Source organism: Corynebacterium phocae (assembly GCF_008693075.1).
Lineage (GTDB): Bacteria > Actinomycetota > Actinomycetes > Mycobacteriales > Mycobacteriaceae > Corynebacterium > Corynebacterium phocae.
Map to the genome: position 1 here is coordinate 12,190 of NZ_VXKJ01000033.1, position 19,180 is coordinate 31,369.

The 19,180-nt window shown below is 60.9% G+C and carries 15 protein-coding genes, 1 tRNA gene and 1 other RNA gene; 11 read left to right on the forward strand and 6 right to left on the reverse strand.

What is annotated here, in order from left to right:
• The first annotated feature begins 11 nt into the window (after positions 1-11).
• Positions 12-1,004 (forward strand): alpha/beta fold hydrolase, encoded by a 993-nt coding sequence (locus F4V58_RS03305; protein WP_075733331.1) that lies wholly within the window; start codon positions 12-14, stop codon positions 1,002-1,004.
• A gap of 182 nt (positions 1,005-1,186) precedes the next feature.
• Here F4V58_RS03305 and aceE read toward each other — a convergent pair whose 3' ends face one another.
• A complete protein-coding gene (gene aceE, locus F4V58_RS03310) occupies positions 1,187-3,940 on the reverse strand; it encodes a pyruvate dehydrogenase (acetyl-transferring), homodimeric type (RefSeq protein WP_075733333.1) in 2,754 nt (917 codons plus the stop codon).
• 252 nt (positions 3,941-4,192) lie between these two features.
• Between aceE and F4V58_RS03315 the strand changes: the two genes are divergently transcribed.
• The 3 genes from F4V58_RS03315 (at position 4,193) to F4V58_RS03325 (ending at position 6,830) form a co-directional block, all read left to right on the forward strand.
• The gene (locus tag F4V58_RS03315; RefSeq protein WP_075733335.1) at positions 4,193-4,603 is read left to right on the forward strand and encodes a DUF3052 domain-containing protein; all 411 of its coding nucleotides are present in this window, start codon (positions 4,193-4,195) and stop codon (positions 4,601-4,603) included.
• Positions 4,604-4,669: 66 nt separating this feature from the next.
• A tRNA-Val gene (locus F4V58_RS03320) sits at positions 4,670-4,742 on the forward strand.
• 186 nt (positions 4,743-4,928) lie between these two features.
• The gene (locus F4V58_RS03325; RefSeq protein WP_075733337.1) at positions 4,929-6,830 is read left to right on the forward strand and encodes a solute carrier family 23 protein; all 1,902 of its coding nucleotides are present in this window, start codon (positions 4,929-4,931) and stop codon (positions 6,828-6,830) included.
• Positions 6,831-7,088: 258 nt separating this feature from the next.
• Here F4V58_RS03325 and F4V58_RS03330 read toward each other — a convergent pair whose 3' ends face one another.
• Both F4V58_RS03330 and F4V58_RS03335 read right to left on the reverse strand, forming a co-directional pair.
• Positions 7,089-8,144, reverse strand: a complete 1,056-nt coding sequence (locus F4V58_RS03330; protein WP_075733339.1) for an SURF1 family cytochrome oxidase biogenesis protein — start codon at positions 8,142-8,144, stop codon at positions 7,089-7,091.
• Between the two features lie 4 nt (positions 8,145-8,148).
• Positions 8,149-8,643, reverse strand: coding sequence for a low molecular weight protein-tyrosine-phosphatase (locus F4V58_RS03335; RefSeq protein ID WP_075736456.1), 495 nt, complete (start codon positions 8,641-8,643; stop codon positions 8,149-8,151).
• Between the two features lie 46 nt (positions 8,644-8,689).
• Here F4V58_RS03335 and F4V58_RS03340 point away from each other — a divergent pair, with 46 nt between their 5' ends.
• From F4V58_RS03340 to F4V58_RS03360, 5 genes are all read left to right on the forward strand, one after another.
• On the forward strand, positions 8,690-9,829 hold the full coding sequence (locus tag F4V58_RS03340) for a Nif3-like dinuclear metal center hexameric protein (protein WP_075733341.1): 1,140 nt from the start codon (positions 8,690-8,692) through the stop codon (positions 9,827-9,829).
• Positions 9,830-10,537 (forward strand): zinc ribbon domain-containing protein, encoded by a 708-nt coding sequence (locus tag F4V58_RS03345; protein ID WP_075733343.1) that lies wholly within the window; start codon positions 9,830-9,832, stop codon positions 10,535-10,537. It abuts the gene before it with no gap.
• Between the two features lie 2 nt (positions 10,538-10,539).
• Positions 10,540-11,802 carry a bifunctional RNase H/acid phosphatase gene (locus F4V58_RS03350; RefSeq protein ID WP_075733345.1) on the forward strand — a complete coding sequence of 421 codons (1,263 nt, stop codon included), beginning with the start codon at positions 10,540-10,542 and terminating at the stop codon, positions 11,800-11,802.
• A gap of 16 nt (positions 11,803-11,818) precedes the next feature.
• Positions 11,819-12,215: RNase P RNA component class A (gene rnpB, locus F4V58_RS03355), an RNA gene on the forward strand.
• 215 nt (positions 12,216-12,430) lie between these two features.
• A complete protein-coding gene (locus tag F4V58_RS03360) occupies positions 12,431-13,819 on the forward strand; it encodes an RNB domain-containing ribonuclease (RefSeq protein WP_075733347.1) in 1,389 nt (462 codons plus the stop codon).
• On the opposite strand, the gene F4V58_RS03365 is transcribed toward F4V58_RS03360, so the two are convergent.
• Positions 13,816-15,114 carry a galactokinase family protein gene (locus F4V58_RS03365; protein WP_249041140.1) on the reverse strand — a complete coding sequence of 433 codons (1,299 nt, stop codon included), beginning with the start codon at positions 15,112-15,114 and terminating at the stop codon, positions 13,816-13,818. The genes F4V58_RS03360 and F4V58_RS03365 overlap by 4 nt on opposite strands.
• Positions 15,115-15,221: 107 nt before the next feature.
• On the opposite strand from F4V58_RS03365, the gene F4V58_RS03370 reads away from it, so the two are divergent.
• Positions 15,222-15,413: a hypothetical protein gene (locus F4V58_RS03370; protein ID WP_075733351.1), complete on the forward strand. Its 192-nt coding sequence runs from the start codon at positions 15,222-15,224 to the stop codon at positions 15,411-15,413.
• 120 nt (positions 15,414-15,533) lie between these two features.
• Here F4V58_RS03370 and F4V58_RS03375 read toward each other — a convergent pair whose 3' ends face one another.
• The gene (locus F4V58_RS03375) at positions 15,534-17,273 is read right to left on the reverse strand and encodes a CYTH and CHAD domain-containing protein (RefSeq protein WP_075733353.1); all 1,740 of its coding nucleotides are present in this window, start codon (positions 17,271-17,273) and stop codon (positions 15,534-15,536) included.
• Positions 17,274-17,362: 89 nt separating this feature from the next.
• Positions 17,363-18,352, reverse strand: coding sequence for a DUF2786 domain-containing protein (locus tag F4V58_RS03380; RefSeq protein WP_075733355.1), 990 nt, complete (start codon positions 18,350-18,352; stop codon positions 17,363-17,365).
• 330 nt (positions 18,353-18,682) lie between these two features.
• Between F4V58_RS03380 and F4V58_RS03385 the strand changes: the two genes are divergently transcribed.
• A complete protein-coding gene (locus F4V58_RS03385) occupies positions 18,683-19,168 on the forward strand; it encodes a TM2 domain-containing protein (protein WP_084559666.1) in 486 nt (161 codons plus the stop codon).
• Positions 19,169-19,180: the final 12 nt, after the last annotated feature.

Below are 19,180 nucleotides of genomic sequence, written 5' to 3' on the forward strand. Positions count from 1 at the left end.
TTGTAGAAGTTATGCACTCTCAAGGACGGACTAAAGCCGTTATTACTTTTTGGACGTCAAGCCTGCGCCCTTCAAAACGCAGCGCCATGACGCCCCTACACACCCGCAACCGGGAACCCGGGCTAACGCAGCTGGACGTGGAGGACAAAAAAGACGGCATAGCCTACTTTGAGTCCGGGCCGGCGGACGCCCAAGTCACCGTGGTGTTCTTCCACGGCTATGGGCTGTCGTCTGAGAGCTTCTACGACCAGGTGAAATTCCTGCGCAAGGAATTTCCACAGGTGCGCGCCCTGCTCGTGGACGTGCGCGGACATGGGCTCTCCGACCAAGTACCCATTGACCAATACACGGTGGACGGCGCCGCTGAAGACGTCCTGAAAATAGTCGCCCACCGCGCCCAGTCTGGCAAGCTCCTGTTAGTAGGACATTCCCTGGGTGGCATGGTGGTCCAAAGCTTCATCCGCTGCGCGCCGCAGGACGTCTACGACCGGATAGACGGCGTGCTGCTCATATCCAGCGCCATGCAAGCCTTCGCCCATGGTGGCTTGGCCAGCTTCCTGCGCTCCGGCGTAGCCCGGTGGCTGTTTAACTCCGCACAGCGACTTCCCGGCAAAGTAAACCGTATCCGGTGGAACGTCGCGCGCGTTGTTGCCCCCGCCTTCGCCGCGCTGCTTACCGGCTTCCCGCAAATGGAGCGCCTGCAATTCCACGTAGACATGATTCTAGACACCCCAGTAACCGCCTTCGCCGGTTTCTTCGATGACCTAGTTCACCACGACGAATTCCTCTCCGCGCTGCGCCTCAAGAAACTGCGCGGGGTCATCATGGTGGGGTCCATGGACATTGTCACCCCCTTCTGGCAGTCGGAGATAATCCAAAAGCACTGGCCCAAGGCAGAACTACACGTGGTTGAACGCGCCGGGCACATGGTTATCCTCGAAGAACCCCAGGAAGTATCAGCGGCCCTAGGTGGCCTGCTCCGCGACGTCGTGGCGGAAGACTAGCCTGCGCGCCCAGTGGGGCGTTGGGCCGGTTGGCAGTATGGCCGGTTGGCGGTTCAGCGGTTGGCGGTTGGCGGTTCAGCGGTTGGTGGTTTGGCGGTTGGCGGTTTGTAGGCTTGAAAGAGGCGTGCAAAAGCCCCCACCGAAGTGGGGGCTGGTTGCGCGCCTTTAGGCGTTAGGGAAGGTTACTGGTCTTCGCTGTAATCCTCGGTGACGCTGGGGTCATCCAGGTCAAAGTCAGCGGCAGCCTTTTCCACTACGGAACGCTCAATCTTGCCATCGCGTGCCAAGCCGTCCAGGACAGCAACAACAATGGACTCAGCGTCATTGTTGAAGAAGCGGCGGGCGGCAGCGCGGGTATCGGAGAAGCCAAAGCCATCCGTGCCCAGCGTGATGTAGGTGCCCGGAACGAACGGGCGGATCTGCTCCTGCAGGTCGGTGGTGAAGTCGGAGACGCCCACAAACGGGCCTTCGAAGCCCTCAAGCTGAGCGGTAGCAAAAGCCTTCTCTGGCTCCTGGCCGTTCTGCAGGGCAGCCTTGGACTTGGCCGCGCCGTCGCGAGCAAGCTCAACCCAAGAGGTAACGGAGAACAACGACGCCTTAACGTCAAACTTCTCCGCCAAGATTTCCTGAGCACGCAGGCCCTGGTGTACGCCCACGCCCGAGCCAAGGATGTTCGCCGGGATGGAGCCCTTCTCAGCGGTGCTGTAGTGGTAAATACCGCGGTGCAGGCCCTCAACGTCCAGGTTCTCTGGCTCAGCAGGCTGATGCACGGGCTCGTTGTACACGGTGAGGTAGTAGATAACTGCCTCGTCGTTCTCACCGTACATACGGTCAATACCGCGCAGGGCCAGGTGAGCGATCTCGTAAGCGAAGGCAGGATCGTAGACAATCACGGCGGGGTTGGTGGAAGCCAACACCGGGGAATGTCCATCCATGTGCTGCAGGCCCTCACCGGTCAGCGTGGTACGGCCGGCGGTGGCACCAATCAGGAAGCCGCGGGCCATCTGGTCCGCTGCAGCCCAGAACGCGTCACCAGTGCGCTGGAAACCGAACATGGAGTAGAAGATGTACATCGGAATCATTGGCTCGCCCTGGGTGGCGTAGCTGGTGGCGGCGGCGGTAAAGGACGCGGCCGCACCCGCCTCAGTCAGGCCCTCAGCCAAAATCTGGCCATCGGTTGCCTCACGGTAGGACAGCATGAGGTCATGGTCCACCGGAGTGTAGTTCTGGCCAGAGGGGTTCCAAATCTTCAGAGTTGGGAACCAGGAGTCCAAACCAAAGGTACGCGCCTCATCCGGCATCATAGGAACAATGCGCTTGCCAATTTCCTTGTCACGCATGATCTCTTTGAAGGTACGGACCAAAGCCATGGTGGTGGCAACTTCATTCTTGCCAGAGCCCTTGCGCACGGAACGCAGCTTGTCAATAGAAGGTACCTCTAGCCGCTTGAAGTCCACGCGGCGCTCAGGCAGGAACCCGCCCAGCTCCTTACGGCGCTCCAGCATGTACTGGATTTCTGGCGCGTCCTTGCCAGGGTGGAAGTAAGGAGGATTGTAAGGATCCTTCTCCAAGACCTCATCAGAGATGTCAATCTCCTGCTTGTCGCGGAAGGTCTTCAGGTCCTCCAGTGAAATCTTCTTCATCTGGTGGGTAGCGTTGCGGCCCTCAAAGTTGTGGCCCAAGCCGTAGCCCTTGATGGTGTGAGCCAGGATGATGGTTGGCTTGCCAGAGCCACGGTTTTCCAGTGCCTTGGAGAAGGCAGCGTAGATCTTGCGGTAGTCATGGCCACCACGGCGCAGCGCCCAGATGTCAGCGTCAGACATATCTTCCACCAGCTTCAGCGTGCGCTCATCGCGGCCAAAGAAGTGCTCGCGGACGTAGGCACCATCATTTGCCTTGAAAGTCTGGTAGTCACCGTCCGGGGTGGTGTTCATAATGTGAACCAAGGCACCCTCATGGTCAGCTTCAAGGAGCTTGTCCCACTCACGGCCCCAGATGACCTTGATGACGTCCCAGCCAGCGCCGGTGAAGAAGGACTCCAGCTCCTGGATGATCTGCGTGTTGCCGCGAACCGGGCCGTCCAGGCGCTGCAAGTTGCAGTTAACAATGAAGGTCAGGTTATCCAGACCGTACAGCGGTGCCATCTGGATTAGGCCGCGTGATTCCGGCTCATCCATTTCGCCGTCACCCAAGAATGCCCAGACGTGCTGCTCTGAGGCGTCTTTGATACCGCGCATGGTGATGTACTTGTTGAAGCGTGCCTGGTAGATGGCGTTAATTGGGCCCAAGCCCATGGACACCGTGGGGAATTCCCAGAACCATTCCATGCCACGTGGGTGAGGATAAGACGGAATGCCGTTGCCCTCACCGCGGGAGTGCTCCTGGCGGAAGCCGTCCAGGTCCTCCTCACTCAAGCGGCCCTCAAGGAACGCGCGTGCGTAGATACCGGGGGAAGAGTGGCCCTGGAAGAACACCTGATCTCCGCCGGAGGGATGATCCTTGCCCTTGAAGAAGTGGTTGAAGCCCACCTCATAAAGTGGAGCGGAGCCGGCGTAGGAAGAAATGTGGCCGCCTACTCCAATCCCGGGGCGCTGGGCGCGGTGCACCATGATGGCGGCGTTCCAGCGAATCCAGCGACGGTAGCGCCTCTCAATGTCTTCATCTCCGGGGAATTCGGGTTCAAACTCCGTGGGGATGGTGTTAACAAAGTCGGTTGAGGTCAAAGAAGGCAGTGGAACGCGCTTTGCCGTTGCGCGCTCTAGCAGACGCAACATCAGGTAACGCGCACGCTCTGGAGAAGTTTCCTCCAGCAAGCCATCCAAGGACTCCATCCATTCGCGGGTTTCCTCTGGATCCGTGTCGTGCAAGTAAGACGCAACGCCGTCGCGGATCATGGGGAAGTTGGAGTCGCCCTTGAGCTCTTCCTGTTTTGCCATTAGTGGAACCTCCGAAAAATTCTGCGGCGAGTTCTCACCGCTGGTGGGGACAGTTTGTTTACTAGGATACGCCCTTGCGCAGTGATACCACCTTCATGGGGTTAAAGACTGCTAAAAAACCTGGAAGCAAGCCTAAAAAGAGCCGGTTTTCCTACGTCTGAGAGCCCGTTGTGCCGCCGGCGGACAACCGGATTACGGCAAGCCTAGGGGATATGGAGAATTTTGCGGCACTTCCCGGTAAAATGGCCTCTTATGACAACACAACAGGAGGATTACGCTCGCAGGCTGGGTATCACCGAAGGCCAGATCGTTTTGGAACAAGGCTGGGACGAAGACTGTGAAGCCGCAATCTCTGAATCCATTGAAGACGTCCTAGGAGACGACTTCCTCGAAGAAGAAACTGATGATTTAGTAGACGTCGTGCTGCTGTGGTGGCGCGAAAGTGACGGTGACTTGGTTGACGGGCTAGTAGATGCCGTCCGCCCACTGGGGGACAACGGCCGTGTGTGGCTGCTGACCCCCGGCACTGGACAAGCAGGGGAGTTGAGCCCGGGCGAAATTTCCGAGTCCGCTCAGCTTGCTGGTTTGGTGCAAACAACGGCTGACCGCCTGGGTAACTGGCAGGGATCTTGCCTGGTAGCTCGCGGTTACACCAAGAAGTAAAGGGCCAATTTTGCATTTTTCTCCGCTATCGGGCTAATATATTTCAAGTGCCACAGAGGCACGGATGCGGCTTTAGCTCAGCTGGGAGAGCAATTGGTTTACACCCAATAGGTCGGGGGTTCGAGCCCCTCAGGCCGCACAGAATTTAAAGCCCCGAAACACCATGAAAATGGCGTTTCGGGGCTTTTACGTGCGCGCCACCGCCGCCAGGGAGCGGTCCCGTACCAGCGCTATCGGCCGAGAAATCACGATTAAGTGTCGCTCAGCGGAGCGGACTAAACTGCAAGGCAAAGCCTTCTCTTAACTCTCTAAGGAGCACCTTGCAGTGACCGCACCCGCTATTCATCCCGTTGACCAAGTGCCCGGCGCCGGCAAACTTGCCGCGCTGGGCTTGCAGCATGTTTTGGCCTTCTACGCCGGGGCGGTTATCGTCCCCCTGCTTATCGCCGGCTCGCTGGGCCTGGACGCAGAAACCACCATTCACCTCATCAACGCTGACCTTTTGACCTGCGGTATCGCTACGCTGATCCAGTCGGTGGGTATCGGCAAGTATGTGGGCGTGCGCCTGCCCATCATCCAGGGCGTGACCACCACGGCTGTGGCACCCATTATTGCCATTGGCCTGGGGGTGGAGGATCCGGCGCTGGCGCTGCCCACTATCTACGGCGCGGTGATTGTTTCCGGGTTGTTTACCTTCTTTGCCACGCCGGTATTCGCGCGGTTTTTGAAGTTCTTCCCACCGGTGGTCACCGGTTCGGTGCTGCTGGTTATGGGTACCTCCTTGCTGGTGGTTTCCGCCAATGACTTCACCAACTACGCAGATGGCACGCCCGCAGTTAAAGACTTGGCCTATGCCGGCGGCACACTATTGGTCATCATCTTGGCCCAGCGTTTCTTCAAAGGTTTCTTGGGTACCTTGGCCATCCTCATGGGCCTGGTGGTAGGTACGGTCACAGCGCTTCTTCTTGGTGACGCCTCCTTGGACAAGGTGGCAGAAGCCGCCCCCGTGGGCATTACCACCCCTTTTTACTTTGGTATCCCGCGCTTTGACCTAGCGGCCATCTTTTCCATGATCATCGTCATGATTATCACCATGGTGGAAACCACCGGTGACGTTTTTGCCACCGGTGAGATTGTCAAAAAGCGCATCAAGCGCGAGGACATCAAGCGAGCGCTGCGCGCCGACGGAATCTCCACCTTCCTAGGCGGTGTCATGAACTCCTTCCCCTACACCTGCTTCGCCCAGAACGTGGGCCTGGTGCGCATCACTAACGTGAAATCGCGGTGGGTGGCAGCGGCAGCCGCAGGCTTCATGATCGTTTTGGGTCTGCTTCCCAAGGCAGGCGCTATCGTGGCCTCCATTCCGTCACCAGTGCTTGGCGGGGCGTCCTTAGCCATGTTCGCCGCCGTGGCATGGGTAGGCATGCAAACCATTGCCAAAGCGGATATGTCAGACAACCGCAACGCGGTCATTGTCTCCACCGCACTGGGATTAGCCATGTTGGTGACGTTCAAGCCGGAAATCGCGCTGGCTTTGCCGGAATGGTCCCGGATTTTCGTTTCTTCCGGCATGTCCATCGGCGCGATTGCCGCCATCGTGTTGAACTGGCTGTTCTTCCACGTCGGCAGCCAAAGCGGCGGAGATGTTGCCCGCACGGAGGCCGGAAGCATCAGCCTGGCGCAGCTCAATGAGATGGACCGTGAACAGTTCGTGGCCGCGCTGCGCCCGCTGTTTAACCGCGAGCTCTGGCCGCTGGAAAAGGCCTGGGAGGCCAGGCCTTTCGAGGACGTGTCCAAGCTGCGTGAGGCCGTGCAGGTGGCGGTGCTTACCGGGCCAGAAGAAGACAAACTAGCGCTCATCAACGACTACCCGGATATGGCCACTTTGCTCCTGGCTGACTCCACAGGCTCCCACGCAATCTCCGCAGACCGCGGCTCCATTGGTATAGGCGAGCTAGACGACGTGGAAACCTCCCGCGTCCTGGAACTTTCGGAGTCCTACCGCCAGCGCTTTGGGTTGCCCTTCGTGGCCTTCTTGGACACCACAGACACCGTGGAGTCCATCCTGGCCGCCGGCCGCCGCCGCCTGGCTAACTCCGAGGAACAAGAGCGCCGGGTACTGCTCACCGAAATCGTAGAAATTGCTGGGGACCGCTTTGACATCCTGTTGGCTGACGCCAACCCGGTGCGCTCCGCCTGGGACCGGAAATTCACTGAGGTCGACTAACCAGCCCCGCCTGCAAAAAGGGCAATCGGCGGAGGTTAACAAGAAATCGCGCTCAGCGGCACACTGACTTCCGCGGATTGCCCATCCGCCCGCCGGAACCACTCCTGAAACTCGCTAAATTCTTCCAAGCGTTTCCCGCAGCTTTGGCTTCCGGCACCGCAGGAGTTTTGGCCCGTCCTGGTTGGCCGGTTCCGGGAGGTCGCATACAGCCGGCCCTGCCGGGCATCGGCATGGTGGGCCAGGTCAGGGGAGTTAGGACTAGAAACGCTCCTTGCCGCGGCGGTTTAATTTATCGTAGAAATCCGGCTTCGCGTCACCGTAGCGGGCGCGGTGGCGCCGCGAACTAGGCTTTGGGCTAGACGGAGCGTCAGAGCCGGGACCGGGAACTGACGTGGGCTGGGGTTTAGGCCCCGCCTCGGGGGTTGCTTTTGGTGCCGGCTGCGGCTGTGGTTGTGGGGCTGCTTTGGGCTCTACTTGCGGCTGTGGTTGTGGGGTTGCTTTGGGCTCTACTTGGGGCCCTGCTTGCGGCTGTGGTTGTGGGGTTGCTTCGGGGGCGGCGCGGTTTAGCAGCTTTTCTTCCTCGCGGAAGCGGCGGCGCTCGCGGACCTCTGCCCAGGCAAAATACCCCAAGCCCAGGGGTGCCATAATGCCAAAGGCAATCCACTGGAATCCGTAGGAAAGGTGGGACCCGCGTTCAAGCTGGGGAACGGGGATGAAGTTCAACACGCCTGGCTGGTCGGAGTCGGAAATCTGTAGGTAATCAGCGCCCAGGTCAAGGCCGGTGACCTCGCCCACCTGGGGCGGGTTGATGGTATAGACCTGGTCGTAGCCGTCTTCAACAATGGGCTTGGAGGAAGGGTGCGGGCCCTCGTGGGTGCGTAGCATGGCCTCCACGGTGACCTCCCCGCTTGGGGCTGGCGGGATCTCAGGTACCGCGTTGCCCGCAGCCGCCGGCACCCAACCGCGGTTGACCAGCATGATGGTTCCGCTGTCATCTTTAAAAGGCACCAGGGATTGATAGGTGGGCCCGGAAGCCACGGGCCGTAGCCGCAGCAGGACCTCGGAGTCGGGCAGATAGCGGCCGTGCAGTGCCACGCGGGTCCACTCAGAAATAGCGGCGCCGTCTGGTCCTACGGCCTCATCCAAGGGGACGGGGCCAGCGTTGTAGGCGGCCTCAATGGCCTTGTTGCGTTCCACAATGTCATGGTCCTTCCCCAACTGCCAAGGCGCTAGGAGGGTGAAGGCAAAGTAGGAAAAGACCACCACGAAGATGGCCATCAGTACCCACTTGGGCTTGAGGAACGTCCTGAACACGGCCCTAGTGCCCCTGCGCGTGGTCGCGGATCCAGTCCATCAAACCAGGTATAGAGTCCTCAATATTGTGGCGGACGGTGGCAAAGTCTTCCTGGGAGCCGTAGTAGGGGTCCTCGACATCGGGGCTGGAAGCGTCCTCATCAAAAGACCTCATGAGCTTGACCTTGCTAGCGTCAATCCCCTTGGCAATCAGCTTGTCCCGGTGTCCGGAGTCCATGGCTACAAACAGGTCGGCGTCCATGTGTTCTTTGCCCAACTGGGCGGCCCGGTGCGCGCTGCCGTCGTGGCCGGCCTTGCGCAGCTCCGCAATGGCGCGCTCATCCGCGCCCTGGCCCACGTGCCAGCCGCCCAGGCCGCACGAGGACGTGCGAGCTAGGAGATCAAGCATGTCAGTTTCCATGGCGTCGCGCGCGATGACCTCGGCCATAGGGGAGCGGCAGATATTTCCGGTACAAACAAATACGATGTGCAGGCGTGAATCCTGATCGGTTGAAGTCATGCCGTCTACGATAGTGGCAGTATAGAAAAATAGGAAAGTGGTGCCCATGTCTGTCTCTACAGTTGACCAAGTTCGAAACGTGATTGAAAAAGCCTACCCGCCGCACCTGGCGGAAAGCTGGGATGCGGTGGGCCTTATTTGCGGCGACCCGCATGATGAGGTGAAAAAGGTGGCCTTCGCCCTGGATTGCACGCAGAGCGTGGCTGAGCGCGCCGTAGAGATTGGCGCAGACATGCTCGTAGTCCACCACCCGCTGCTCCTGCGCGGGGTGACCAGCGTGGCGGCGGACACGCCCAAAGGCAAGGTCATACACACACTCGTTAAGGGCGGGGTGGCGCTCATGGCCGCGCATACCAACGCGGACAAGGCCCGTCCGGGCGTCAATGACAAGCTGGCGGAATTAGTGGGTATACAACCCGGCCGTCCGATTGTCCCTGTAGACCCTGCAGTAACCCACAGATGGGGCGTGCACGTTCCTGCGGGCGCCGCCGCCAAGGTCAAGCAGGCCCTCTTTGACGCCGGTGCCGGCACAATCGGCGCGTATGAGGAATGTGCCTTTGAATTTTCGGGACAAGGGCAGTTCAAACCCGTGGAGGGTGCCAATCCAGCAGAAGGGCAGATAGGCCAGCTTGAGCACGTTGAGGAGCTGCGGGTGCAGTTTGTCGCACCCAGCCACCTGCGCAGCCGCCTGGAAGATGCCCTGCGCGCAGCCCACCCCTACGAGGAACCAGCCTTTGATGTGGTGGAGCTAGTTGGCGGCGGTGAGCTGGATGAAGCCCTGGGGCTTGGGCGCATCGGCAAGCTCGATGCCCCCATGACCCTTCGCGATTTCGCGCAACAAGTGGCCAACAACCTGCCGGAAACGGAGTGGGGGATCCGCGCGGCCGGGGACCCGGAGATGATGATTGAAACGGTGGCCGTGAGCTCCGGCGCAGGTGACGGGTTCTTAGGCAAGGCCGCCCAGCTGGGCGCAGATGTCTACGTCACCTCCGATTTGCGCCACCACCCGGTGGATGAAACACTGCGCGAACATACAATCGCGGTCATTGACACCGCCCACTGGGCCAGCGAATTTCCCTGGACTAGCCAAGCACGCGATATTGTAGAGAAAGAAACCGGGCTAGAAACTGAGATAATTGATATCCGCACGGATCCCTGGACTATCAGTGCGCACAAGGAGAACTAAATGAAACTGGACGTAGAACTGCAACAGAAGCTGTTGGAGCTGGCAAACATCGAGCGCTCGCTGGGCGTGGAGGTTTCCCAAGAACTTCCCGAGGCAAGGGAGCTGGTCCAGTTGGAAGCGCAACTAGACCGCACCCGCAAAGCCGCCGGCTCCGCGCGCATGGCCGTCGATGACATGGAGCTAGAAATCCTGCGCATTCAATCCGATGAACGCAAGCTGCGCGCCCGCGAGCGCGACGACAAGGCCCAGCTCACTGCCGCTACTGATCCCGATGTCCGCCGCGACCTAGAGCACGATCTCTACGCGGCCAAGTCCCGGATCGCGGACCTGATGAGCGAGCTACAAGAAGCGCACAACCAAATCCACGCGCTACGCAACAACGTGGAATCCCACGGCGCGCAGGTCTCCGAGCTCGAACGCAAAGTGGAGGCCGCTCGCCGCGAACTGGACTCCGCGCAGGCCGCCCATGAGGCCCGCCCGGACAGCTCCCAGCGGCTTGCTGAGCTCCGCGCGGAGCTACCCGCCGAGGTACTGGCGGAATACGACTCCGTGCGCCACGAAAACGGCGTGGGCGTAGCCCAATTTACTAACCGTGCGTGTGGGGGCTGCTACATCCAGCTGCCGCCCGCCTCGGTCAACCACATCCGTACTACCTCCGAAACCCTGCTGCCGCAGTGCCCCGACTGCGGCACCTACTTGGTGCGTTAGCAATGAAGCTGATTATCTACACCGACGGCGGTTCCCGCGGCAACCCGGGAATTTCCGGATCCGGCACGGTCATCTACGCCGCAGACGGCAAGACCATCCTCCACGAAATTGCCTACGTGGTGGGAAAGAAGGCCACCAACAACGTGGCCGAATACCACGGTTTGCTGCGCGGCCTTGAGGCGGCCCTGGAAATGGGCGCTGAACAGGTAGTGGTGTTCATGGACTCCAAGCTGGTCGTGGAGCAGGTCAGCGGGCGCTGGAAAGCCAAGCACCCGGCCATGCAAAAGCTGGCAGCCCAGGCCCAGGCCATGGTCCGCCAGATTGATAAATTTCAGATTTCCTGGGTGGCGCGCCGCTACAACAAGGTGGCAGACGCCCTGTCGAACGTAGCCATGGACGCCTGCGCCAGGGGCCACGGCGTGGGCTTTGTGGGCGGGAAGCCGGACTTCGCGCCCGCGCCCGAATCTGCTGCTGGTGATGGCGCTGGTGCTGCTGGAGCTGGCCAGGAAAAGGCGGGGGCAGAGACTAATAAAGCTAGGACCGGGCGGGCCGCAAATCCCAAGCAGGCCGGGCAGGCCGCAAAACCCGAGCAGGCCGAGGGGACCGATAAAGCCGCGAAGCCGTCCAAGCGCAATGACGAGTGGATGGGAAAGCGCGTTGACCCGGTGACCATGATCTTGCTGCGGCACGGAGAAACCGCGCTCAACGTGGGCAAGAAATGCGTGGGTTCCACGGACGCGGAGCTCACCGACACCGGCGTGGCGCAGGCGGAAGCCGCCGCCACGTTCCTGGCTAACCGCGACGTGGCCGCAGTGGTGTCCTCACCGCTGCAGCGCTGCGTTCACACAGCCCAGGCCGTGGCTACGGCCGTCGGCCTTGACGTTGAGGTAGAAGATGACCTGCGGGAGCTGGACTTCGGCGAGTGGGAGGGGCTTACCTCCCAACAAGCCGCGGCGCGTGACCCGGAGCTCTACGAGCAGTGGCTAGATGACTCCGCAGTGGAATGCCCCGGCGGGGAATCACTACTGGCGCTTGGCCGGCGCGTTCGCGCGGTGCGCGGGCGGCTGCAAAAGAAATACGCGGGCAAGACCATCGTGGTAGTCAGCCACGTGCATCCGATTAAGGCCATTGTGCGGCAGGCGCTGGACGCGGGGCCGGCATCGGCAAGAAAGATGCACCTAGACGTGGCCTCAATCTCCGAGGTGGAGTTCTACAAAGGCGGCTCGCTGGTACGCGGTATGAACCATGTGGGGCACTTGCGCTAGACTCAACAACTGCGAACGAGCCGGCCGGGTGAACGCGACGCTTTTTCAAACGGCAGTCCAAGTGGCTGCACGTGGGCGTCGAGGAAAGTCCGGACTCCACAGAGCACGGTGGTTGCTAACGGCAACCCAGGGTGACCTGCGGGATCAGTGCAACAGAAAGTAAACCGCCCGGCCTTTTAAGGTCAGGTAAGGGTGAAACGGTGCGGTAAGAGCGCACCAGCACCGCCAGTGATGGCGGTGGCTATGTAAACCCCACCGGGAGCAAGGCATCACGGCCCGTACCACGTGCGGGCCCGATCAAGCGCTAGTAGGCTGCTCGCCGAAGCTTGAAGGTAGCTGCTCGAGCCGCCATGCGCGGCCTAGATGGATGTTCACCGTTTAGACAGAATCCGGCTTATAAGCCGGCTCGTTCGCCCATTGTGCTTTGACGGGGCTGGGGATGGGTAGCGCCGTGTGGGGCGGCTGGGCTGGGGGTGGCGGTTCATTGGAAGATAAGTCCAAAAACCGGCCGGGAAAACCATTATCTACCAATGAACGGCCGTGTGGGCGCTGCGGCGGCGCGTGGGGGATTGTCCAGGCACAGGCCCGCAGCGGGGCCGGGAGGCCGCAAAGCCGTTACCATTGGGGCATGAAGCTATACGCAGCGCCGCTAGACTTTGACCCCATTGCCCAGGAACTTGGGATTGAACGGGGATTTTCTCCCCAACACCATCAGCTGGCACGGGAGGCCACAGATCGCTTTGCCGGCCAACGCGCAGACGCCCTAGACATCCCGCTGGTCACCATAGACCCGGAAGGATCACAAGACCTAGATCAAGCGGTCTGCATCAAACCCCAGGGGGATGGGTACGTGGTGTACTACGCAATCGCTGATGTAGCGGCCTTCATCGAGCCGGGTTCCCCGCTGGAAGATGAGGGCTTCAAACGCGGCCAAACCATCTACCTGCCCGATGAGCCGGCGCGGTTGCACCCGGAGGAAATTTCCGAGGACAAGGCCTCGCTCCTTCCCGGAGTTCCGCGCCCAGCGGTGTTATGGACTTTCCACCTGGACGCGGACGGAGAAGTGAAAAATTTCACGGTGGAGCGCGCACAGGTCAAATCCCGGGCCCAGCTCAACTACGCAGGCGTACACCAAGATCTGCTGCAAGGGCAGCTGCACCCATCCATAGCGCTGCTGCCCACGGTGGGCCAGCTGCGGCAGCAATCCAGCAGGCGGCGCGGGGCCATCAGCTTGCGTATGCCCGCCCAACGCGTCGCAGAAGACCCCCAAGGGCGCTTTGAACTGGTTACCGAACCGCGCCTGGAAGTGATGGATTACAACTCGGAGATCTCACTGCTGACCGGAATGTGCGCCGGCAACTTGATTGCTGGCCACGGCGTGGGTCTGCTGCGTACCCTCCCGGACGCGGATGAGGCGGCCAAGGCCACCTTCGTGGCTGAGGCTGCGGCCTTGGGCTACGAGGTCACACAGGCGGGTATCGGCGAGTTTCTGCGCACCGTTGCAGCCGACTCCCCACAGGGCATGGCCGTCATGCGCGAAGCCCTCTACCTGCTGCGCGGGGCGGGGTATGCCTGGCTGCCGGAGGATGAACCCGAAACCCGCGCCGGAATCGGCGGATATTACGCCCACGTCACCGCGCCGTTGCGCCGGCTGTGCGATCGCTTTGCCACGGAAGTCTGCCTCAGTATCACCGCCGGGCAACCCATCCCCGAGTGGGTGAGCGCCCGGGCGCAGGACCTCAAAGAAACCATGCACCGGACCACCGCGCTGGCCCACCACGCGGATAGAGCATGCCTGAACCTCACCATAGCCACGGTGCTAAAGCCGTGGGTGGGGCATAACTTCCCCGCAGTAATTCTTGACAGTACCGAGTCCAAGGCCAAAGCTCTCATCACCCAACCGCCGTTAGTGGCCGGGGTAATTGGCAGCCCGGAACCCGGGACAAACACCGCCGTGACGCTGGTACGCGCGGAGATTGAGAAGCGGGAAGTAGCCTTTGCCTGGCCGGCGGACTAAACGTGTGCGGCGGGCGCGCCGGGACGTAACTCAATCACGTCAAGGCCGTCCGCAGCCAGGTCCGCAGCGAAGTTCTTAGCCCGCGCCACGGGCACCAGCGCTACCACCGCGTTAGCCATTCCAGCGCACGCTGCATGCGCCGACACCGCGCCGCGCTTTAAAGCCAACTCACCCAGCGCGGAGGCCGAATCCAGGCCAAAAACCGCCTGGATATCGCGTTGGGAGTCCGCCAACGCGGTATAAAGCATCTGATCCTGGTTGGAACGCAGCGCCCGGGCCGCGGCCGCAGAGCGTTGGGTTTCTTCCTCGAAAAAGCGCAGCCAATTGTGCCCCTCGCTAATAGAAGGAACGCCTTTGTGGCCATTAACCTTGTGATAAGCCTTGAGCCAATCAAGGACTCGCTGCGAACAGTCTGGGAGCAAACGCAAGTTGTCAGTACCAAAAGCTTGGGAGGCATCCGCTATAAATTGCTGGCGCTGCCGGATTTCCGCGGATGAGTCCGGTGCAGCTCCCGGAACCGCAATGACAAAGCCAGCCAACCTCCGGCCCACGGGGTGCGGGGCGTGAGTTACCGAGCCATCCGCGTAGTCGATGACCGTGGCGTCAACCCCCGTCCCACGCAAAGCCGCCGTGTGGCGCGCTCGCAGCGCCGGCTCCTTTGCAAACAAGGTCATGACCTGGAAACAGGTGTCAGAAAGGCGCGTGCGCATGGGGGCGGCACGGTTGGACTCCGGTTCCCCGGCCAGCGCTAGGGAGATGGCAGCATCAGTCGCGGGGCCAACGCCCAGGCCCGCGTGGACGGGGATATCGCTAACAACCGCAACGGAATAACCCGTGGTCTCCCGCGAGAGCATCTGCCGGCCCACCATGGCCCACACCATGCCGGCCGCCCGCACACACAAATCTCCCGTGGGCGGCGGTGGAAGTACCGGTTTGCCGTCCTCGTCCGTCTTGGGCTGCTGCGCGGCCGCTAGCGCTGCAATCTCATCCAAGGACGTCTCCCGGACGGTGGTGCCATCCGGTTGCCTGACGGTGACCACAATCTTGTTGTCTACGCGCGGGCTCACAGCGGCCGCAACCTGCAGGTCACACAACCCCACCACGGTAACGCCGCCGTAGTAATCCGAGTGCTCCCCGGCAAGCACCCAGGTGCCGTTGGCGGTGGCAACCGCTTGCGCGGGGGTATTAAAGGTCTCCACGTGGAGCGCGCGGGCGCGTTTGGCGATAGGCGAGCTGGGGGCGGACCACAACGGCATGGTGAAATCAAGCTCCTTAGGAGATACGGAAAATAACAAGATAATTAACTGTGCTGATTCTACCGGGCGGGGGCCAAACCTACACGGTAGCCTGGGTGGGGAATATTTTTTAACCACCCACAAAACACTTAAGGACGGTACACATTATGGCAAAGCGCGATGAAAAATGGTTCTACAACCTTTCCACCGGTGAGGTCACCGAGGGACCCGAAAGCAGCTGGGCCAACCGCATGGGCCCTTACGACAGCCGCCAGGAAGCAGAAGACGCCCTGAAGATTGCCCAGGAACGCAACGAAGAAGCCGACGCCCAGGACGAAGAATGGGAAGACGAAGACTAGCCCGGAGTTCTAGCCCCGCCCGGGGCAAGCCCTGCTCCCTGATCCCCGTTTCCGCTGCACCAACACCGCGCACCCAGGTATCTTCTCCTGGCCGGCGCGGTGTTTTGCAGCGAAAGTGACCTACTTGGATGGCTTCCCGAGTGATTTCCGCAGAGGTTTGAAGGCGTGTTTGATACCCCGGTAAGTTCCGCGGTAGTCCTCTAGCGCCTCCAAACCAAGGGCGCGTTCGCTCTGGTAGAGCAGGCCGTAGCCAAAGGTGTCCTCACCCCGGCGGTGGGCCCGGCGGGCCAGCCTTAGCAGCTTATCCCGGGAGGTCACGGAGTCCTGGAAGTCTCCTAGGACGGTCTGCATCTTCTTGCACGCCTTATACAAAGCCTTGGTCTCCAGACGCGTGGACTTGCCGGCGGCCTCTGCAGCATAACGCAACTTCTTGGCGGCCTTGCGCATGTCATGGAAATACTCCTCCCGCTCCCGGAGGCTAAGGTCCTCATTGTCCCAGTTGCCCACCGCCTTCTTATGGCGCTCCACGAGCTTGGTATAAGCCTTTTCCAGGTGCGCGGCCATGACCTTATCCATCTGCGCCTGCGCGCGCTTGCGGGCCTTCTTGGCTGCTTTCTTGGCGGCCTTTCGGTCAGCTTTGTCCTCGTCCTCGGTGCTGGCTTCTGTGCTCGCTTGTGTACTGGCCTCGGTGCTGTCCTCGGTGCTGGCTTCTGTGCTCGCTTGTGTGCTGGCGTCGGTGTTTTCTGCCACTGGGGGATCCAGCAAGAGCTGATCGAGCATGTCCAGCAAGGTGAGGTAGCGCTGGGAATTCAGGGCGGCCACAACCCGGCGGTGGGCGCGGCGGTATTCCCGGCCCATGTCCTGCACGATGTGCTCGCGGGTTATATCGCTAAGCACCCCGGAGTCCTCACAGGCCACTAGGGCCTTCCAGCGTTCATCCACCACCTCGGCGTCGCGGGCGGACCCTAGGACACCCGCCAGGGCCTTGAGCTCACCCTCAATATGGGAGATTTCCGGGCCATCAACAATCCCGTGGAAAGTCTGCAGGTGACTGCGCAGCTCACGGGTGGCAACGCGCATCTGGTGGACCGCATCCCACTCATCCACGCGGACCTTGGGATCATATTCCACCAGCTTGTCCCTGTTAGCGCGCAGCGCCTTGACCACGGCAGCGGCCGGGGTGCCCGGTTCCACCAGGGACTCCTGCAGCGCAGGCGGTAGGGGAGCGTTATTTATGGATTTACCTAGCGCTGATGCCAGTTTGGATGGTGACTCTGAGGCCTGGGCGCCGGCTTCCCGCAGCACCGCAGCGGCGGACTCCAGGAGCTGGTTTCCTTTTTCCGTCCCGGCCACCGGGGCTTTGAGCTCTACCTCCCATTCCCGCCACTGGGTGTGCTCACCGCCCGGCAGGAAGGAGCGGGCGGTGACGTTGTCATCACACAATTCCAGCGCGGGAGTGCCGGAGGCATCAGCGAAGGTAATCTCCGTGCGCTGGTTATCAACCTGTGCAATGGGGTGCAGCGGGTGCGCGCGCACCAGATGGCGGATGTGCGCTAGAAGGACTTCCGGAACTTCGGTGTCATCTTCCGCAGCGCCTAGGTCTGCATGGATTTCGGTACGCCCCGCAGACGCGGGCATTTTAATGTGCCAGCCGGCATCATTGCCGCCGGTGCGCCGCCGCAGGGTTACCTTCGCGCGAGTTAGCCGCAGATCTTCCGTGTCAAAGTATACGGCGGAAAGCGTTTGTTCCTCACGGTCAGTTTCCTGGCCAATCCCGGCCGCCCCGGCAAGGCTGGGCAGATCCACACCTATGTCAACGGCAAATTTTTGCTCAATTTCGAGCTGGCTGGTGGTGGTCATATAGCGCTCCTTTTCCTGCGGCCGCCCCAGCAAGGGAAAGGCCGCGTGCTGCTACAACTTCATCTCCACACCAGCCTACCCGTTTAAAATCACGCGCTAAGCGCCTTTTGGGCGGGGCCTACCCCGAAGCTATCACCGCTGAAGTGGGAAGACTCAGCCGCCGCGCGACCATCCGAATACCCGCCGCCGTGGTTGGCCGAAAGCGACAAGGAGGAAAGGTGCGGGAAAAGCCTATCCCGGGTGCGGATGGCCTGGTCGCAGCGCTTGATGAGCACCGGGAGGTTGCCACCTTCTTCTTCCGCGCTGCTGTTGGCCTCGTGCAGCAGCTCGCTAACGCGGGAAGCGTAGGACAGCTGGAAGCTGCGGCGGTAGGAGGCCGTTTGCTGCGATAGACGGGCTTCCTCCGCGCCCTCGGAGTGCTCCATGTAGTACGCACACTGACGCTGCAGGCTGTCAAAAAGGTCTTCCACGTGGTCCAGGTCTTCGGACTGGCCAAAGATGGCCGTTATTCCGGAGTCGTGGAGCAGCAAGCACGTGACCCCGTTGGCGTCGCACACCGCGCCTAGGAGAGTGGCTTTGTGCTTGATGTAGGGCCCGGAGATGCGCACGCGCCGGGAAACCACGGCCGCTGTGCCGCCGCCGGTGGCCGCCACGCGGTAGTCCTGGCGCATCTTCTGCGCGCGGGCTATGAGGGCCTCCGCCTCCTTTTCAAACGTTGTGGACTCCGCCTTGGACAGTAGGGCCTCAATCTTGCGCCGGATCTTGGCTTCCTGCGAGTTCGGGTCCACCGGCATGTCCAGCACCACGCTATCGCGCAGCCGTGGCAGCCGGTGCAAGGTGTCAATCCAGCCCGCCACCAGGTTCTGGTTGTAGGCCGGGTCTTTGGGCGGCGGGAACATCAGCCACTCGTGCCGCAGGGGCTCGGAGGTAATGCGGGCGGGCACGCGCGGGGCGGCCCGGTAGATAATGGCGTGGGCCTTGGGTCCTAGAACGTGAAGTAGGTCTTTAGGCCCCCAGCCGCACCGGGCGGCGGTTACTAAAAGGTCAAGGGCGTGGGAGTTAGTACGGTTAAAAGTCATGGAAAATCCTTAGATATTAATTGAAATGAGTGGTTTTTCCATGCTGGCACCCGGGCGCGCCGGCGCGGGCGGGTGCTAGCCCTGGTCCGTACCCCCGGCATACTCTTGCCACCTGCGGGGATGGACGCGTGCCGTTGGTCTATTGGGATGGGCATACCGCGAATGGATACCGGGTGGCACCACGGCGGGGAACACCCGGTGTGCGTTAGAGCGTGCATAAAGAAAGGATTGATGTACTAGAGTGATTTAAGCCGGTGCATCATCGCAGATGCGTGACTAGGCTAACCGCTTTTATTTCTCTCCCTTTATATGATCGGATAAAACTCCCTTATGAACAATCAGCCCGGTGACGCGCAGCGCAGTTCCGCAGATGAATACCAAAATTTCCCGCAGGGGAACAATCCGTACGCGGCGGTTGAACCGCAGCGTGGGGAAAATCCCTGGGAGAACCCGCAACAGCACGGTGCGGCTTACCCGGCAGTAGCGCAGTACCAGCAGGGCGTGCAACCTCACTCCAATTACCAGCCGCCGCAGCAAGGCTTCGGTGTGCAACCCAGTGGGAAATCCTTCGTGGTGGCAGCCGTGCTGGCCTTTTTCCTGGGCGGGTTTGGCGTCCACAACTTCTTTGTTGGCTATAACGGCAGGGGAGTGGCCCAGCTGCTTCTCACCCTGTTCGGCAGTGCCACGGCGTTTCTTGTCATCGGAGTTCCATTCCTCATGGCCGTAGGTCTGTGGGTATTGATTGACTTTGTCATGATCCTCCTCGGCACGGGAGCTTATAGGCGTGACACCAACGGGGACATTATCAAGCGCTAGAAATAGCCAATA

Bases quoted from the DNA above. Each gene is read 5' to 3' on its own strand.
- F4V58_RS03305 (WP_075733331.1), top strand. From the start codon at position 12: ATGCACTCTCAAGGACGGACTAAAGCCGTTATTACTTTTTGGACGTCA.
- aceE (WP_075733333.1), bottom strand. From the start codon at position 3,940: ATGGCAAAACAGGAAGAGCTCAAGGGCGACTCCAACTTCCCCATGATC.
- F4V58_RS03315 (WP_075733335.1), top strand. From the start codon at position 4,193: ATGACAACACAACAGGAGGATTACGCTCGCAGGCTGGGTATCACCGAA.
- F4V58_RS03335 (WP_075736456.1), bottom strand. From the start codon at position 8,643: ATGACTTCAACCGATCAGGATTCACGCCTGCACATCGTATTTGTTTGT.
- F4V58_RS03340 (WP_075733341.1), top strand. From the start codon at position 8,690: ATGTCTGTCTCTACAGTTGACCAAGTTCGAAACGTGATTGAAAAAGCC.
- F4V58_RS03345 (WP_075733343.1), top strand. From the start codon at position 9,830: ATGAAACTGGACGTAGAACTGCAACAGAAGCTGTTGGAGCTGGCAAAC.
- F4V58_RS03350 (WP_075733345.1), top strand. From the start codon at position 10,540: ATGAAGCTGATTATCTACACCGACGGCGGTTCCCGCGGCAACCCGGGA.
- F4V58_RS03360 (WP_075733347.1), top strand. From the start codon at position 12,431: ATGAAGCTATACGCAGCGCCGCTAGACTTTGACCCCATTGCCCAGGAA.
- F4V58_RS03370 (WP_075733351.1), top strand. From the start codon at position 15,222: ATGGCAAAGCGCGATGAAAAATGGTTCTACAACCTTTCCACCGGTGAG.
- F4V58_RS03375 (WP_075733353.1), bottom strand. From the start codon at position 17,273: ATGACCACCACCAGCCAGCTCGAAATTGAGCAAAAATTTGCCGTTGAC.
- F4V58_RS03380 (WP_075733355.1), bottom strand. From the start codon at position 18,352: ATGACTTTTAACCGTACTAACTCCCACGCCCTTGACCTTTTAGTAACC.
- F4V58_RS03385 (WP_084559666.1), top strand. From the start codon at position 18,683: ATGAACAATCAGCCCGGTGACGCGCAGCGCAGTTCCGCAGATGAATAC.